We start from the raw sequence: 17,585 nt of genomic DNA on the forward strand, positions 1-17,585 counted from the left end.
CAAAAACCAACTCTTTTTTCGTTTCTCTGTCAGGAATCCGTATAGTTGTTCCGATCCTGGAATCAGCCTTTTCATCGCTACAACCGACGGTCTTGTCCGGTTTGTACGTATTTTCGCTTTATAACGGGATTCCTAAATGTGCATAGGCAAGTTCCGTAACGACTCTGCCCCGCGGTGTCCTCTGGATAAACCCATTTTTTAACAGATATGGTTCATATACCTCCTCTAATGTGCCTGCATCCTCAGAGATTGAGGCCGCCAGAGTATCAAGTCCTACCGGACCGCCTTTGAATTTCTCGATCATAGTCTGTAAAATATTTCTGTCGATAGAATCCAGGCCATATTTATCTACGTCTAAAAGATCTAGCGCAAGATTCGCTACTTGTTCTGTAATAATGCCATCATATTTTACCTGTGCAAAATCCCGTACTCTTTTTAAAAGACGATTTGCCAAACGGGGGGTTCCCCGCGAGCGTCTTGCCAGTTCCACCGCCCCATCCGGTTCGATTGCAACATCAAGCAGCGCTGCCGAGCGGATGATGATCGTCGCAAGTTCCTTCTCTGTATAAAATTCCAGACGGTTTATAACTCCGAAACGGTCTCTTAACGGTGCTGTCAGCATACCAGCTCTGGTAGTCGCTCCTACCAGTGTAAATTTAGGCAGATCCAGTCGGATAGAACGTGCGGTCGCCCCTTTCCCGATCATTATATCGATCGCATAGTCCTCCATAGCAGGATACAAAACTTCTTCCACCTGCCTGTTCAACCTATGTATCTCATCTACAAAAAGAACGTCATTTTCCTGTAGATTATTCAAGATTGCCGCCATCTCTCCTGGTTTTTCTATAGCAGGTCCGCTGGTTACTTTCAAGTTGACTCCCATTTCATTTGCAATAATGCCAGCTAATGTCGTCTTTCCAAGTCCCGGCGGTCCATAAAACAATACATGATCCAGCGCTTCCTTTCTTGCCTTAGCCGCTTTGATGTATATAGAAAGCGTTTTCTTTGCCTTCTCCTGTCCGATATACTCGTCTAAAGACTGAGGCCGCAAACTGCTTTCGATCTTACTGTCCTCTTCCAGATTTTCTGTTGTGATAATTCGCTTTTCCATATTTCCAACCTGCTTTATACTATTTTTTCTGTAAATGTATTAGAATAAATATTTTAACGCCTCTTTTAAGACAGCTTCTACTGTCGTAAGTTCTCCTGCCTTTTTTACAGCTCTTAGACTTTCTGCACTGCCATATCCCAAGGCAACCAGTGCCTGTACAGCCTCTGTCTGTACTTCCCCTGTGCCAGAGTCCAGCGCCGTCCTCGGTTCTTCTTTATCTGTATGCAGTATATCCTCGATATCCAACTTATCTTTCAGTTCGATGATCAATTTCTCCGCCGTTTTTTTTCCGATCCCCGGTGCCTTTGAGATTGCTTTGACATCTCCTGAAAGCACCGCAAAACGCAGCTCGTCTCCAGATAAACTGGATAAAATATTTAATCCGCCTTTGGGTCCAATCCCGCTGACACCAATCAGCATTTTGAAAATCTCTAGTTCTTCTTTTGTCAAGAAGCCAAATAACTGCATGGCGTCCTCCCGCACATTGAGGTACGTATGTATTTTTACCTCATGCCCTGGAGACGGCAGAAGTCCCATAGATTGTTCCGGCATATAGATACCGTAACCCACCCCGCCTACATCTACAACTACTTTTTCTTTTTCAATCGCTGCGAGTTCTCCTCTGATATATGAAATCATCTGCATTTCCTTTCGCTCATTCTAATCTGATATTGGCCGTACGCTTTAATACTGCTTCAGATACTGTTCCGATCAGCGCTCCTGTCACACATCCTGCCACAAGTAAAACCGGAACATAATAGCCAACCGAAAGCGTCTCCACGACCATCATGGCTACGATAAGCTGACCAATATTGTGAAACACACCGCCCGCAATACTGACTCCGATCACACTGTATGTATTCTTTCTTTTTAATCCGATCATCACAGCAAGGCTTAATATCCCCCCTGCAAGGCTATACAAGATGCTAAAAAGACTGCCAAATAAAAAACCGGAAAGTAAAATCCGCACAACAGAAAGCAAACAGGCCTCTTTGGCAGTTCCTTTGTACAGCATGATGACGATCATAAGATTGGCAAGCCCTAATTTCACTCCTGGTATGCCAAACGAGATGGGAATACATGTTTCCACATAACTAAAGATCAATGCCAGCGCTGTAAATACTCCGAAATATGCCGCTCTGTTCTTCAAGCTGTCTCCTTTCTTATCCCCATTTCCCCCTATGTCGGAACTCTTCCTCTAATTTGTCATTGCATCTACATTACTTTCTTCTTCCCCTCTTATCGTTACTACAACCTTATTGGGAAGGCAGATGATACTTTCTCCTTCTTTCGAAATTGCTTTGTGATGAACACATAACAAATCTGGACAATCCGCTTCTTGCATCTTCACCTGCCCCTCTTTTATTTCAAGTACATTCATTCCCTCTATATCAATCTTTTGCTCCTCTTCCAAGTCATAGATTCCATAGAGTTCCTTATCTACCGTTATGACAACCTGCTTGTTTTCATTGTCTGGCTTTAAAAATTGAAATAAGAAAAAGCCGCTTGCTGTCAGCAATACCATACCAACTAAAAACCAATCATTTTTTTTCATTTTTCAACCTCTTTACGCATTATCATAGCATACCGTTATATAGAATGCAATCACATGTTCGATTGTACTTTTTCTGAATCCCCGGTATAATAGGGAAAATATGATTTTTGTTTACCAACAATGCTTTATGTCATTTAAAACACGATAAAATAAGTGAGGTACCTATGAAACGATTACTTACTTACTTGCTTTCTTGTTCCATTATGGTATCTGTCGTTGGCTGTGCTTCTCCTCCGCTCAATGAAAAACAGCAGATGACAGGTATTTACTTTGATACAGTGATAACACTTACTATTTGGGGAGCTGACGAAGAAATACTTGCCCATTGTGAAGACCTGTGCGAATACTATGAAAGTCTTTTCAGCCGTACGATAGAAAGTAGTGATGTATCTCGTATTAATTCTTCTAACGGTATGCCTGTAGAAGTAGCAGATGAGACGGCAGAACTGATACAGATCGGACTTGACTACGGAGAACTCTCTAATGGGAAATTTGATATTACAGTCGGAACTGTCAACACACTCTGGAAGTTTCAGGATAATGAAACAAAAGAACTTCCTGATCCACAAGCTATTCAAGATGCTTTGTCCCATATCAACTTTCAAAATGTAGAAGTAACCGGCAATACAGTTACCTTAAAAGATCCAAAAGCCCAGATTGATCTTGGCGGTATCGCAAAAGGATATATTGCAGACAAACTAAAAGAATATTTAGAAAGTGCTGAAATCGAACATGCCCTTATCAATCTGGGAGGAAATATCCTGGCTCTTGGCGGACATGTCGACGGCACTCCTTTTAAAATCGGTATACAAAAGCCCTTTGATGAAACTGGTACTGCTATTACCTACCTGGACACCAAAGACCGCTCTGTCGTTTCTTCCGGCAATTATGTGCGATACTTTGAAAAAGCAGGCAAGATCTATCATCATATCCTTGATCCCGATACAGGTTATCCTTGCGAAAACAACCTTGTTCAAGTAACAATCCTTTCCGAATATTCCGTGGATGGAGACGCGCTGAGCACAACCTGCTATAACCTAGGTTTAGAAAAAGGTATGGAACTCATTCAAAAACTGGATGGAATAGAAGCCATATTCGTAACAGACGATTATGAACTACACTACAGTAATTAAATATACATTTAACGAAACAACAAGCAGTACGAAAAGAAGCATAAGCGGAATTGAGTTAACACTGCGGAAGTATTCGAAAAAATGATTATGCGTCAACTGTATATTACATCGCTCGTCAGAGTTTTGCCGAAATTCCTCGCTCACACATACACTTTCTCCGCTTAAGTTCATGTTTCTGCTAAAAAAATCGACTTCACGCTGCTGCGTACTTCCAAACAGAAGTATGTATTTCCTTCTGATTGGAGATATATAACAGCGTGAAGTCGTCTTTTCTTCTGAAATCTAATTGCGGAATCTGCCTTCTGGCAGTAAAGTGAAACTTCTAATGATCTTCCTTGGGCATTTTTCTGCGCAGACACCGCAGTTTGTACATTTATCTGCGTCTATATGGGCAAGGAAATTTTTCACTGTGATCGCGCCTGCTTCACAATTTTTTTCACACAGGCGACAGCCGATACATCCCACCTCACATACATCCATGAGTGCTTTTCCTTTATCATTTGAACTGCACTGTACGAATGTTTTCTGTTTATATGGAATCAACTCTATCAAATGTTTCGGGCAGGCAGCAATACACTTTCCACAAGCTTTGCAGGCTTCTTTATCTACTACCGCTATACCATCCTGAATATGGATGGCGTCAAATGGACAGGCTTTTACACAGCTTCCATACCCCAAACATCCGAAAGAACAGCCTTTTGCGCCTCCATCTTGCATTTGACTTGCCATGATGCAGTCTTTTATCCCAAAATATTCATATTCTGTCTTTGCTTTCTCACAAGTACCGGCGCATTTTACAAATGCAACTTTACGCTCTTGTTCTCCAGCTGCCTGTCCCATGATCTCTCCAATTTTTGCTGCAACTTCAGAACCGCCCACCGGACAGCCTCCCACTTCCGCTTCTCCTTTAACGATTGCAGCTGCAAGTCCGGAACAGCCTGCATATCCGCAGCCCCCACAGTTATTTCCTGGCAAAACACCAAGGATTGCCTCTTCTCTTTCATCGACCTCAACAGCAAATTTCTTTCCAGATATACCAAGAAAGACTCCGATGAATACACCTGTACCCCCTACCACAACGGCGGCTAAAATTATTGCTCCTATACTCATACGTTATGTCCCTCCTATATCAATCCTGAAAATCCGAAAAATGCAATTGCCATTAATCCGGCCGTCACAAGAACGATCGGAGTTCCCTGAAAGGATTCCGAAATATCATTGTATTCGATTTTCTCACGTATACCAGCCATCAGAACAATAGCAATAAGGAAACCAACTGCCGTAGCAAAACCATTTATCACTCCTGTCAGCACACCATATCCATCCTGCACGTTTGTCAGCGCAACACCAAGAACCGCACAATTTGTCGTGATCAAGGGCAGATATACACCCAACGCATTATAAAGCGGCGGCATTGCTTTTTTCAAAAACATCTCTACAAATTGAACGAGTGCGGCAATGACCAGAATAAATACGATTGTGTTAAGATATTCTAGTTTTCCGCCCATAATATTTTTATTGCCAAGTATGAATTTATAGATCAGTCCAGTCACAAAAGATGCGATTGTTATAACAAATACAACGGCTCCGCCCATTCCGGCGGCTGTCTTCACATTCTTAGAGACACCCAGGAAAGGACAGATACCTAGAAATTGGCTAAGGACTACATTATTTACAAGCGCAGAACCTACTGCGATCAATAATAACTCTTTCACTGTCATTTCCTCCTATTCTTTCTCTTCCTTGTCAGCACCTGTCGGGAATATATGCCCATTACATACTGACTGATTTGCACAGGATGTGCATCCTTCTCCACATCCAGTATGCAGTGCTGTTTCATTCCTTTTCTCCCCTCTTTTTGCCGCCTTGTTTTTTATTTTATTCTGCAGCGCAACAAGCCCGGCAAGAACAAAGAACGCTCCCGGAGCCAGGATAAAGATCGTCAATGGCTCATAGGAATCCGGAAGTATCTGCATGTTGAACACTTTCCCCGCGCCGAGTATTTCTCTTACGATCCCGATACAGGTGAGTCCGATCGTAAAACCTAACCCCATGCCAATTCCGTCAAAAATGGACGGCAAAACCGGATTCTTCGAAGCATAACTTTCTGCTCTTCCCAAAATGATACAGTTTACAACAATGAGCGGAATATAAAGCCCAAGAGCATCATACAAGGAGGGAACAAAACCTTCCAACAAGAAATCTACAATTGTCACAAAAGATGCGACAACGACTATAAACGCCGGCATTCTCACGGAATCCGGTATGATCTTACGGAGCATGGAAATAAGCATATTGGACATAACGAGCACTGCAGTCGTAGAAAGTCCCATACCGACACCGTTGACAGCTGATGTTGTAACCGCCAGTGTCGGACACATGCCCAGCATAAGAACAAAAGTCGGATTTTCTTTTACCACACCATTATAAATTCGCTCTATACATTTACTCATTCACACCGCCCCCTAACTCATTCTGAAAATATACGAGCGCAGAATCCACTGCATTCGTGACGGCGTTTGTTGTAATCGTAGCTCCGCTGATCGCATCGATTTTATCGTCGCCTTCTTCTCCGGTTTTTGTATAAGAGAATTTTTCTACTTGCTTATCCTTAAACTGTTCTTTGAAATCTGCTTCATTTGCTTTCATTCCAAGTCCTGCTGTTTCACTGATCGAAAGCATTTCTATGCCTTTTACAGTACCGTCATTTAAGATACCTACGGACATCTCTATATCTCCCCCATAACCTTCATGGGAAGCTACATTGATAACATATCCGATTGTTTCGCCTCCTGCATTTTTCGCCTCTGCAATTTCCATTATGTCATCCTGTGCATATCCGTTTTCCTTTAACAAAGACGATGCCTCGTCTGCGTCAAACTCCTTATATGTCTCAAAGGAAGCGGCATCCTTTAAGACTGCCTGAAATGCCTCTTGTTTTGCTTTCTCCTGTGAAACCGCAATTGGCTTTTCTGTGATTCCATAGACGATTCCGAGCAAAAGCCCTGCAACTACTGTGATTGCTGTTAATATCAGCGTATTTTTTATAATTTTTTGCATTATTTCTCTCCTCCTTTACCAAATGGTTTGGGAAGAGTAACCTTTTCGATCAATGGCACCAAAAGGTTACTGATAATGATCGCATAGGAAACCCCTTCTGCAGAACCTCCAAACAACCGGAACAGCCCTGTCAGGATTCCCAAACAGACACCGTATACGATTTTACCGCTGCTTGTGATCGGAGACGTCACATAATCTGTAGCCATAAACCACGCTCCAAGCATCAAACCGCCGCCGCACAAGTGTGCTGTAATGTACTGTGCATCTATCCCGTGTCCTCCAAAAATTGTGATAAAAATTACAAATGTCACAATATATGTACCCGGTATCCGAAGATCGATCACACCCATTAGAAGAAGGAACATTGCTCCTATCATGATCGCAATTACGGAAGTCTCCCCGATCGTACCGCGGATATTTCCCAGCAGCATATCCATCGTATTCACAGCCTGTCCTGCTTTTAATTCTGCAAGCGGAGTCGCGCCTGTCACTCCGTCATAGACAAAATAGGTCATTCGTCCGGTAAAACAGATCAGCAGAAAACATCTTGCTCCCAGAGCTGGATTCATAAAATTCTGTCCTAAACCGCCAAACAGCTGTTTTACTACGATAATTGCGAATATTGCACCTAGCACTCCCATCCACCACGGAAGTGTCGGTGGAAGGTTCAAGGCCAGCAAAAGCCCGGTTACAACAGCACTGAAATCTTTGATCGTAATTGGCTTATGCATAAGTTTTTCATAAATATATTCAGACAATACCGCTGCCGCTGTCGTGACAACCACTAAAATCCACGCATCCTCATGTCTGAAATTATAAATCCCAAATATAGTTGCCGGAAGCAGTGCAATCACTACCATGAGCATGATATTACTGCTTGTCACCTTATCTCGAATGTGCGGCGAGGATGATACGTTTAAATTTTCCTTCACTTTTTCCACCTCTCTTACTTTTTCCTCTTATTTGCCAGTGCAATTTTCCGCATGGAACCAATCGCCTGTTTCAACGGCCTTTTTGCAGGACAGACATAACTGCAGGAACCGCACTCTACACATTCCAATCCATTCATGCCGATAAAAGAAGCCTCATCCATCCTCTCGGCATAGTCTGCCAATCTGGAAGGAATGATACGGCTTGGACACACCTCTACACATCTGCCACAGTTGATACAGGCTGTAGCAGGTGATTTTGCCACAATGTCTTCTTTAAAGGCAAGGATGGAAGAAGATGTCTTTGTCACAGGTGCATCCAACGTGACCATCGCAAAGCCCATCATAGGACCTCCTGAAATCAATTTTTCAGGATCCTCTTTAAAACCGCCCGCTGCTTCGACTAATTCTCTATGGCTTGTCCCCAGCAATACTTTAAAATTGCCCGGATGTTCAATATCGTCTCCACTTACCGTTACAATTCTCTCCATCAGCGGTTTTCCTTCGATCACTGCATAATGGATTGCGATCATCGTTTCCACATTATCCACAATACAACCTGCATCCGCCGGAAGCATCGTCGAATTGATCGCTCTCTTTGTTACAGCATAAATCAGCTGCCGTTCTGCTCCTTGTGGATACTTTGTCATCAGTACCTTCACTTCTATCCTAGGCTCATCTGCAACAGCTGCTTTTAATTTCTCGATACAATCCTTTTTATTGTCCTCTACTGCAAAAATCCCCTTTGCTTTAGGGAAAAGAGAAAGAACCACTTTCATTCCGCTTACCAGTTCCTGCGTGTTCTCTAACATACGTCGGTAATCTGCAGTTATATAAGGTTCACATTCCGCACAATTGGCAATGATATACTCTATCTTTTCCGGCTCTTTTGGCGACAGTTTTACTCTGGTCGGAAAGCCGGCACCTCCCATGCCTACGATCCCTGCATTGCCTATCTTTGTTAAAATTTCATCGTTTGATAACTCAGAAAGCGGCTTAACCGGTTCATATTCTATCTCCTCATATTCTCCGTCGTTTTCTACAACAATACACTCTACCTTGCTTCCTGCTGGATTAAAGTGTTGTTCCAGACCCTTTACAGTCCCCGATACAGAAGCATATATCGGAGCAGAAACAAACCCGCCTGCTTCTGCCAGCATTTGACCTTTTAGTACATGATCTCCCTTTTTTACAACGGGATTTGCCGGAGCGCCTATATGTTGTGAAAGCGGATAGACCAGCTGTCCCTTTGGGAGGATCTGCATAATTGACCGATCTTTTGCAAGACTTTTTCCATCATTTGGATGGATGCCGCCTTTAAAAGTTAAAAGTCCCATTTTCTTTCCCTTCCTTTCCCTTGCTTGTCTCACAATATGTTTATTGTACTAAAATCTCCACACAAAATCTAGTATTTGAAATAGAATAATTGCACATTTATACGTACATTTTGTCGATTTTTTAACATCTTAAAATTTATTTCTACGGTATTTCTGCTTTTCTTAATACAGTGTCCTTACCTGTTAAAAATATATACTGGCAAAGAACCAAAATAAGAGGCGGTCAACACAACCGCCTCTTAATATACATTTATTCTTTTCTAAACACCAAAGAATCTAATCCCTTATTCCTCACTTTCATCTGAAGGAACTGCCTCTGCTTCCAACACTTTCATACTCAGACTGATCTTCTTTTCTGCCTCATTAAGATCCACGATCTTAGCCGTAATCTCCTGTCCTATAGAAAGTACATCTGATGGCTTTTCCACATGTGCTCTTGAAATCTGTGAAACATGGAGCAATGCGTCTACTCCTGGCGCCAACTCTATAAATGCGCCAAAATCTGTCATCCTAGCTACTTTTCCATTGATCACAGTACCTACCGCAAAATTCTCAGATGCATGTGCCCAAGGATTCGTCTCTGGGAACTTCAAACTCAAAGCAATCTTCGTATCATGAATATCTTTTACAAGAACTTTCAATGTATCCCCTACCTGGAATACCTTCTTAGGATTCTCTACTCTGCCCCAAGACATTTCAGAAATATGCAGAAGACCATCAACGCCACCTAAATCAATAAATGCGCCAAAGTCTGTAACATTCTTTACAGTACCTTCCACTGTATCTCCGATATGCAGTTTTGCGAACAACTCTTTTTGTCTCTCTGCACGTTCTGCTACTAACAGCTGTCTTCTATCTCCAATAACACGGTTTCTGCGCGGATTGAATTCACTGATCACAAATTCAATCTCCTGTCCTTCGTATTTACTGAGATCTTTTTCATAAGAGTCTGATACAAGACTTGCCGGGATAAATACACGTGCCTCCTCAACAGTTGCACATAAGCCTCCACCCAGAATCTGCGTAACCGTTGCTTTTAATACTTCTTTATTTTCGTACGCTTCTCTTAATCTTTCATTGCCCTTTTCAGCAGCAAGACGCTTATATGTAAGCAGTACCTGACCTTCTCCATCATTTACCTTCAAAACTTTAACACTCATCGTATCCCCGACTGAAACAACTGTCGTAAGGTCGATAGACGGGTCATTGGAGTACTCATTTTTCGTAATGATACCATCTGCTTTATAACCGATGTTCAGGATGATCTCCTCTGGCTTCACATCGATCACAGTACCCTCGACTACCTCTCCATTATGAATTGTTTTGAATGACTCATCTAACATTTGTTCAAAAGATAATTCTGACATTATTTTGAACCTCCTCAATTATATTGTTGGGCGTGGATGCCCCCGCTGTAATACCTACTGTTTCCACTGACCCTAATTGATTCAAATCCAAATCGTCAAGCGTCTGTATATAGTACGTATCTTTACATGCTCTGTTACAAATTTCAAATAACTTCTGGGTATTGGAACTATGTTTATCGCCAATCACTATCATAGCATCCACCGCTTCTGCAATACTTCGTGCCTCAGTCTGGCGTTCCTTTGTAGCATTACAGATTGTATTTAAAACACTTACATCATAACTCTTTTCCGAAATAATTTCAACTAAATCTTTAAATTTGTTGTAATTAAATGTCGTCTGAGCGACGATACAGATTTTTTTCTTTTTTTCGACAGGAAGTTTTTCCATATCCGAAACACTCTGTATAACTGTTGTATCTTTACCTGCCCAGCCTCTTATCCCCTTTACCTCCGGATGTTCGGGATCTCCTATAATGATGATATGTTTTCCCTTCTCACTTTCTCGCTCTACGATCGTGTGTATCTTTTTAACAAAAGGACACGTCGCATCCACCACAGTGATCTGGCGGCTGTTCAATTTTTCATAGATCCGCTTTTCAACACCATGAGAACGGATGATCACGATTCCTTCCGTCACCGCTTCTAGTTCTTCCTCTGACCGCAAAACAGTGACCCCTCTTTTCTCCATGTCCTTTATAACTTCCTCATTGTGTATGATCGGTCCATAGGTATATATCTTCTGTCCGCTGTTTTCTGCAAGCTGTTCATATACCGTATCTACAGCGCGCCTGACTCCAAAACAAAACCCTGCCGTCTTTGCTTTTATGATCTTCATTTTCCTGCCTTTCATTTACAGTAACTACAAATTTTTTCCACCACTTCTTCAATCGTCATATCCGAGCTATCGATCAAAATTGCATCCTCGGCCATGCGCAGAGGTGCTGTTTTCCGATTCATATCTTGTTCATCCCGTTTTGCAATATCCTGTTTGATCTCTTCAAAATCACATGGGATCTTTTTCTCTTTTAGTTCTTTATATCTGCGTAAAGCTCTTGTATCCACACTCGCTGTCAGATAAATTTTCACATCCGCATTTGGAAGAATGTTAGTTCCTATATCTCGTCCATCCATAATAACATCTTCTTTCCTCGCCAGGTTTTTTTGAAGTGAAAGTAGTTTCTGCCGTACCTGGGGGACAGCGGAAGTAGCTGACGCCATATTTCCCACTTCTTCATTTCTTAATCTATCTGTCACGTTTTCTCCATTTAACATAACCTGCTGAACACCGTCTCTGTAAGCAATACTCACTTCTGCTTTCTCACAGGCTCTTACCACTTCTTCCGTATTTTCCGCCTTTATTCCATTATCCAGGAAGTATACGGCAAGCGCACGGTACATAGCTCCTGTATCTACATATATATATCCCTTTTTCTTAGCCACCAGTCTGGCAATCGTGCTTTTTCCTGCACCTGCCGGACCATCCACTGCTACATTATATCCCATTTTATACACGCTCCTTGTATTCTTTATTACTGTCTTTTTCTATTTTATTTTCCTTGGAAAATCTCCTCACTCGCAGAAAATGCTGCTAAATATGCCGTACTCCAGCATACCTGGAGATTAAATCCCCCGGTTAGAGCATCTATATCCAACACTTCTCCTGCAAAATATACACCTTTCGTACATTTTGATTCCATTGTTCCGGGATCGATTTCTTTAACATTTACTCCTCCCTGTGTGATGATCGCCTCTCGATATTCTCTCGAACCTGTCAGTGTCATCTGAAAGTCCTTGATCACACGGATAAAACCTTTTCGTTCCTCCTTCGTGATTTCGTGGATTTTCTTCTCTGAAGGTATACCCGACAGTTCGATCATCACAGGACGCAGCTTTGCCGGAAAAAGACCAGAGATTACATTTTTAAACTGCCTGTTGTGATTTGCTTCAAATTCTCGCAGTATTCTTTGATCCAGCTTTTCATAAGAAAGCGCAGGCTTCAGATCAATATGAAGTGTCAGCTCCTTTTTCTTCAGTGCCTTTCCCACCATGCTGCTCGCGCTCAATATGACCGGACCGCTCACACCATAGTGGGTAAACAGCATCTCTCCAAATTCTTCATATAACTTTTTCTTTCCATCTGTCACTTGTATAGAAATATTTTTAAGGGAGAGTCCCTGCAGTTCCTTTGCATACCACTCTTTTACTTCCAAAGGTACAAGGGCCGGCAAAAGCTCTGTCACTGTATGCCCGCATGCACGGGCAAAACGATACCCGTCTCCTGTAGAACCTGTAGATGGATAAGAAAGTCCTCCTGTAGCCACAATGCAGGCATCTCCTTCTATACTTTCTCCGTTTTTCATACAAAGAGCGCTAAATCTTTCGTCTTTTGTACATACTTCTACCACCTCCGTCTGCAGGTGAACGTGTACACCTAATCTTTCCATCTCTCTTTTCAGCGCTTGTATGATATCAGAGGAATGATCCGATGCCGGGAACGCCCGCTCTCCCCTCTCCACCTTTGTTTTCACACCAAGATCTTCAAAAAAACGAATCACCTGTTCATTTGTAAAGCTGTAGAAACCACTGTACATAAATTTGGGATTGCTCACAACAGAAGCAAAAAATACTTCCGCGTCTGCGGCATTTGTAAAATTACAGCGCCCTTTTCCCGTAATAAACAGCTTCTTTCCAAGTTTCTCATTCTTTTCAAAAATATGTACTTCACTGCCTTGCCTGGCAGCAAAAACTGCCGCCATCATCCCTGCGGCTCCGCCTCCGATTATGAGTACCTTACTCATCTATCTTCTTCTCCTTTTGCAGTCTCATATCACTTACATGATTCAACTCATCCCCGCTGTATACCTGGTATTCATCCCAGATTTTTTCTAATGTTTCCAATGTACTGACAACTTCTGTCTGCTTTTTCATGCACAATGCGACTACAAGCGCATTGATCACACTTAAAGGCGCCACCAAAGAATCCACGATAGATGCCATATCACTTCTGGCGATCAAATTACAGGACGAATACAGATTCATCGGAGAATGCACACTGTCCGTCAAAGTAATCACCTTTGCTTTCCGGTTGCTCGCAAACTCCAATGCCTTCAACGTACGCATCGAATACCTCGGAAAGCTGATCCCAATGATCACATCTTTCTCATTGATACGGATCAGCTGCTCAAAAATCTCACTGGAACTGTTTGTATTGACCAGAACAACATTCTCACAGATCAGATTCAGATAAAAACTTAAGAAAGAGGCAAGCGGAGCACAGCTTCTGATGCCGATGACATAAATCTTTTCTACATGTAATATCGTATCGATTGCAAGCTCAAAAGCCTTCTGATCGATTCCGGCCAACGTCAGTTTGATCTTTTCAATATCAGACTGCAAGACAGTCGCTAATATCTCAGGCTGACTGATCCTTCCGTATGTCACTTCCATCCTCTGTATGGAATTCAGTCTCGTTCTCACTAATTCTTCCAAAGCTTTCTGGAATCCAGGGTATCCTTTATATCCCAACTGTGTGGCAAATCGGACTACTGTAGATTCACTGACTCCCACAATCTCCCCCAATTTAGATGCTGTAAGAAATACTGCTTTGTCATAATTTTCCCGTACATAATCTGCAAGGCGCTTCTGTCCTTTACTCAGCTTCGCATATTTTTCTTCCATGCGGATCAAAAGTTCATTTGCACTGTTTTCTCCTATTTCCATGTTCCTACCTATCCTTCTTATATTGGTCTTGTATACTCCTGCAGCCATTTGCATTCCTCTTTTGAAAGGAATGGCGCGATCTTTTCATATACTTCAGCATGATATCTGTTCAGAAGTTTCTTCTCCCGCTCGTCCAATTTTTCCGGTTCCACTGCATCTAGATCAATGGGAACGAACGTAAGTGTCTCAAAATACATAAACTGCCCATAGGCATTTTTTTCTCCCGCACGTACCAAGAGTTCATTTTCCAGCCGTATTCCGTATGTCCCTGTTATATAAAGCCCAGGTTCGTCTGTGATCACCATATTTTCTTCCAATGGCGGAAGAGAATTTTTGCCGCTTTTCCAGCGAAAAGCAATGGGAGGCTCATGTATATTTCCCAGATATCCTACTCCATGCCCTGTTCCGTGATTAAAATCCAGATTTTCTCTCCAGAAGGGTTCCCGCGCCGCATAATCTAAAGTTTCTCCGGTACATCCATAGAGAAATCGGGCATCGGACAGCCTAAGCATACTGGCAGCTACCAGAGTAAAATGTTCTTTTTGTTCCTGCGGTATCTCTCCTATTGCAATCGTTCTCGTAATATCTGTAGAACCTTCCAAATAATTGCCGCCTGTATCTGTAAGAAGAAGTCCTCCCTCCTTGATTTGGACATTTGTCTCTCGCGAGGCACTGTAATGGACGATTGCCCCATGTTCTCCATACGCACAGATTGGATCAAAACTGGGCCATAAGAAGCCTTCTTGTTCCTTTCGAAAGGCTTCTAACTTGTCGGATACTTCCAATTCCGTAATCTTTTTTGTACCTATATTTTTCTTCAGCCAATACATAAATTTCGTATGGGCAACTCCATCCTTTAAATGCGCTTTCCTGATATTTTCTACTTCTATTTCATTTTTCACGCACTTCATCATAATTTCCGGATTTTCCTTCCAGATGACTCGCACCTGTTTAGGAAGATTTTTATATAATGTATAATTTACCCTATCTCTGTCTAAAAGCACTGCGTTATATTCTGCCTTTTTTATCCGCTCATATATACTGTTGTAGGGAAGAAGAACGACTCCATTCTTTTTTAGCTCTGCTTTTATTTCTTCTGAAAACTTATTTTCGTCAACATACAATTCCGCCGTATCCGATCCGATCATCAAATAGGACAAAAGCAGCGGAAAATATTCAACATCCCGTCCACGTATGTTTAGAAGCCATCCTATATCGTCCAGACTTGTCACTATATGACTATCTGCTCGGTTCTTTTTCATAACCTGTCTCACACGTCCCAGTTTCTCCTGTGTACTCTCTCCAGTATATTTTAAAGGAAGAAAAAAAGCAGGTTTGCGAGACAAAGAGGGACGTTCTTTCCATACGAAAGAAGCTATATCTAAATCATATAAAAAGCGGCCGTTCTTTTCCGCCGCCAACTTCTCATACACCTCTCCGGTATTGACGCCTATCGTCCTTCCATCCACCCCTATACAGCCCTTCACAGGCAGTTCTTCCTTTATGAATTCCTCGACAGAAGGCACACCTGGTTCTCCTGTGCGATACAATGAAATCCCGGTCCCTTTCAGCTGTTCTTCTGCCTGGAGGAAATACCGGCCGTCTGTCCAAAGTCCAGCCTTTTCTCTCGTAAAAACTGCTGTTCCCGCCGAGCCGGTAAAACCAGTCATATATTCTCTTAATTTAAAATATTCTCCTACATATTCACTTTGATGATAGTCTGCAGTCGGTATGATACATAGATCTATCTCATGAGATTTCATATACATCCTTAATCTGACGATTCTCTCTGCTATACTCATATATGCCTCCTTATAACCTGTAACATTATACCATGAAAAGCATTTCCAGTACAAATGGATTTCAGCCATAAAAAAAGTAAACGGTACTCTTTCTCAAGAATACCATTTACTTTTTTCTCATTTTTATACAGTTTTCCTGCCTTTATACAGGATAAGAACCATTCTCTGTATCAGCAACTTTTGCGTCCACTTTCGTCTGCTGTGCTTCTCTGTATTTAAAGAAATCTACCGCAACTTGTGGGAAAAGTGCATATGTGAGCACATCTTCATCCTGCTGTATCCACTGTTCGCATTCTTTACGAAGTGTATCCAGTTCATTAGGGATCAGGTCTGCCGGACGGCATGTGATCACTTCTGCATCCTCACCGATTACTTTCTTCTGTATCTCTTCATTAAACGGTTTTACAGTCGCGCCGTATTTTCCGGACAGGATGTCCTTTGTTTCTTTTGTAGCCATCTTATAGCGTTCGCCCATCAGAACATTAAATACAGCCTGTGTGCCAACAATCTGTGAAGATGGCGTAACCAAAGGCGGCTCTCCCAAATCTTTGCGCACACGCGGTACTTCTTCCAGAACATCGTAGAATTTATCTTCTGCTCCCTGTTCCTTTAACTGAGAAGTCAAGTTAGAAAGCATACCTCCTGGAACCTGATATAAAAGTGTCTTAATGTTTACACCCATATTCTTTGGATTTAACAGGCCACTATCCAGAGCTTCATCACGGATCGGTCTGAAATAATCTGCGATCTCTGCCAGAAGATTCTGATCCAGTCCTGTATCATATGGTGTGCCTTTAAATGTTTCTACCATAACCTCTGTAGCTGGCTGTGAAGTGCCCAGTGCGAACGGTGACATAGCTGTATCAATAATGTCGGCTCCCGCTTCTACTGCCTTCAGATATGTCATGGATGCAACACCGGATGTATAATGTGTGTGCATCTCGATCGGGATATCTACGACTTCTTTCAATGCTGTTACAAGCTCTGTAGCCTGATATGGGCAAAGAAGCCCTGCCATGTCTTTTACGCAAATAGAATTCGCACCCATATCCTCGATCTTCTTTGCAAGATCTTTCCAGTACTCTAATGTATAAGCATCTCCCAGCGTGTAGGACATCGCTACCTGCGCATGTGCTTTTTCTTTGTTTGCGGCAGTTACAGCTGTCTGAAGATTACGGATATCATTTAAACAGTCAAAAATACGGATAATATCGATTCCGTTTGCTACAGATTTCTGCACAAAATACTCTACTACATCATCTGCATATGGACGGTATCCAAGGATATTCTGTCCACGGAAAAGCATCTGCAATTTTGTATTTTTGAAACCATCGCGGAATTTGCGGAGTCTTTCCCATGGATCTTCATGCAGGAAACGAAGGGAAGCGTCAAATGTTGCCCCGCCCCAACATTCTACGGCGTGATAGCCTACCTTATCCATCTTTTCAACAATCGGTAACATCTGTTCTGTTGTCATTCTGGTCGCGATCAAGGACTGATGCGCGTCACGCAGAATGGTCTCTGTTATTTTAACTGGTTTCTTTTCAATCTCTGCCATTTATTTTTCCTCC

The 17,585-nt window shown here is 42.2% G+C and carries 18 protein-coding genes; 1 reads left to right on the forward strand and 17 read right to left on the reverse strand.

What is annotated here, in order from left to right; translation table 11 throughout:
- Positions 1-118: 118 nt before the first annotated feature.
- Genes ruvB through BN3282_RS12305 form a run of 4 tightly spaced genes read right to left on the reverse strand, consistent with a single transcriptional unit; the run spans position 119 to position 2,666 of the window.
- Positions 119-1,111 (reverse strand): Holliday junction branch migration DNA helicase RuvB, encoded by a 993-nt coding sequence (gene ruvB / locus BN3282_RS12290; RefSeq protein ID WP_059069594.1) that lies wholly within the window; start codon positions 1,109-1,111, stop codon positions 119-121.
- 39 nt (positions 1,112-1,150) lie between these two features.
- Positions 1,151-1,750, reverse strand: coding sequence for a Holliday junction branch migration protein RuvA (ruvA, locus tag BN3282_RS12295; protein WP_059069595.1), 600 nt, complete (start codon positions 1,748-1,750; stop codon positions 1,151-1,153).
- 16 nt (positions 1,751-1,766) lie between these two features.
- On the reverse strand, positions 1,767-2,261 hold the full coding sequence (locus BN3282_RS12300; RefSeq protein WP_059069597.1) for a Gx transporter family protein: 495 nt from the start codon (positions 2,259-2,261) through the stop codon (positions 1,767-1,769).
- Between the two features lie 48 nt (positions 2,262-2,309).
- Positions 2,310-2,666, reverse strand: coding sequence for a NusG domain II-containing protein (locus BN3282_RS12305; RefSeq protein WP_059069600.1), 357 nt, complete (start codon positions 2,664-2,666; stop codon positions 2,310-2,312).
- Positions 2,667-2,830: 164 nt separating this feature from the next.
- Between BN3282_RS12305 and BN3282_RS12310 the strand changes: the two genes are divergently transcribed.
- Positions 2,831-3,799 carry an FAD:protein FMN transferase gene (locus tag BN3282_RS12310; protein WP_059069603.1) on the forward strand — a complete coding sequence of 323 codons (969 nt, stop codon included), beginning with the start codon at positions 2,831-2,833 and terminating at the stop codon, positions 3,797-3,799.
- Positions 3,800-4,081: 282 nt separating this feature from the next.
- On the opposite strand, the gene rnfB is transcribed toward BN3282_RS12310, so the two are convergent.
- The 13 genes from rnfB to BN3282_RS12375 form a co-directional block, all read right to left on the reverse strand.
- Positions 4,082-4,909: an RnfABCDGE type electron transport complex subunit B gene (gene rnfB, locus BN3282_RS12315; RefSeq protein WP_059069604.1), complete on the reverse strand. Its 828-nt coding sequence runs from the start codon at positions 4,907-4,909 to the stop codon at positions 4,082-4,084.
- A gap of 14 nt (positions 4,910-4,923) precedes the next feature.
- Positions 4,924-5,514, reverse strand: a complete 591-nt coding sequence (locus BN3282_RS12320; protein ID WP_059070464.1) for an electron transport complex protein RnfA — start codon at positions 5,512-5,514, stop codon at positions 4,924-4,926.
- Positions 5,515-5,526: 12 nt separating this feature from the next.
- Positions 5,527-6,252: an electron transport complex subunit RsxE gene (gene rsxE, locus BN3282_RS12325; protein WP_059069606.1), complete on the reverse strand. Its 726-nt coding sequence runs from the start codon at positions 6,250-6,252 to the stop codon at positions 5,527-5,529.
- Positions 6,245-6,859: an RnfABCDGE type electron transport complex subunit G gene (locus BN3282_RS12330; protein ID WP_059069608.1), complete on the reverse strand. Its 615-nt coding sequence runs from the start codon at positions 6,857-6,859 to the stop codon at positions 6,245-6,247. The genes rsxE and BN3282_RS12330 overlap by 8 nt, the downstream gene beginning before the upstream one ends.
- On the reverse strand, positions 6,859-7,791 hold the full coding sequence (locus BN3282_RS12335) for an RnfABCDGE type electron transport complex subunit D (RefSeq protein ID WP_059070466.1): 933 nt from the start codon (positions 7,789-7,791) through the stop codon (positions 6,859-6,861). The genes BN3282_RS12330 and BN3282_RS12335 overlap by 1 nt, the downstream gene beginning before the upstream one ends.
- Before the next feature lie 14 nt (positions 7,792-7,805).
- Positions 7,806-9,125, reverse strand: coding sequence for an electron transport complex subunit RsxC (gene rsxC / locus BN3282_RS12340; RefSeq protein ID WP_059069610.1), 1,320 nt, complete (start codon positions 9,123-9,125; stop codon positions 7,806-7,808).
- Positions 9,126-9,409: 284 nt separating this feature from the next.
- Entirely contained in the window at positions 9,410-10,492 is a 1,083-nt protein-coding gene (gene rpsA / locus BN3282_RS12345; protein ID WP_059069611.1) for a 30S ribosomal protein S1, read from the reverse strand.
- Positions 10,473-11,327: a 4-hydroxy-3-methylbut-2-enyl diphosphate reductase gene (gene ispH, locus BN3282_RS12350; RefSeq protein WP_059070467.1), complete on the reverse strand. Its 855-nt coding sequence runs from the start codon at positions 11,325-11,327 to the stop codon at positions 10,473-10,475. Before ispH ends, rpsA begins: the two co-directional genes overlap by 20 nt.
- Before the next feature lie 11 nt (positions 11,328-11,338).
- The gene (gene cmk / locus BN3282_RS12355) at positions 11,339-11,995 is read right to left on the reverse strand and encodes a (d)CMP kinase (RefSeq protein WP_059069613.1); all 657 of its coding nucleotides are present in this window, start codon (positions 11,993-11,995) and stop codon (positions 11,339-11,341) included.
- Between the two features lie 44 nt (positions 11,996-12,039).
- Positions 12,040-13,290, reverse strand: coding sequence for a BaiN/RdsA family NAD(P)/FAD-dependent oxidoreductase (locus BN3282_RS12360; RefSeq protein ID WP_059069615.1), 1,251 nt, complete (start codon positions 13,288-13,290; stop codon positions 12,040-12,042).
- On the reverse strand, positions 13,283-14,212 hold the full coding sequence (locus BN3282_RS12365) for a MurR/RpiR family transcriptional regulator (protein WP_059070469.1): 930 nt from the start codon (positions 14,210-14,212) through the stop codon (positions 13,283-13,285). The genes BN3282_RS12360 and BN3282_RS12365 overlap by 8 nt, the downstream gene beginning before the upstream one ends.
- 17 nt (positions 14,213-14,229) lie before the next feature.
- Complete coding sequence (locus tag BN3282_RS12370; protein ID WP_059069617.1) at positions 14,230-16,014, reverse strand: aminopeptidase P family protein; 1,785 nt, start codon at positions 16,012-16,014, stop codon at positions 14,230-14,232.
- A gap of 142 nt (positions 16,015-16,156) precedes the next feature.
- Entirely contained in the window at positions 16,157-17,572 is a 1,416-nt protein-coding gene (locus BN3282_RS12375; RefSeq protein ID WP_059069620.1) for an oxaloacetate decarboxylase subunit alpha, read from the reverse strand.
- Between the last annotated feature and the right edge of the window lie 13 nt (positions 17,573-17,585).

The sequence above is a fragment of the Mediterraneibacter massiliensis genome (genome assembly GCF_001487105.1).
Lineage (GTDB): Bacteria > Bacillota > Clostridia > Lachnospirales > Lachnospiraceae > Mediterraneibacter > Mediterraneibacter massiliensis.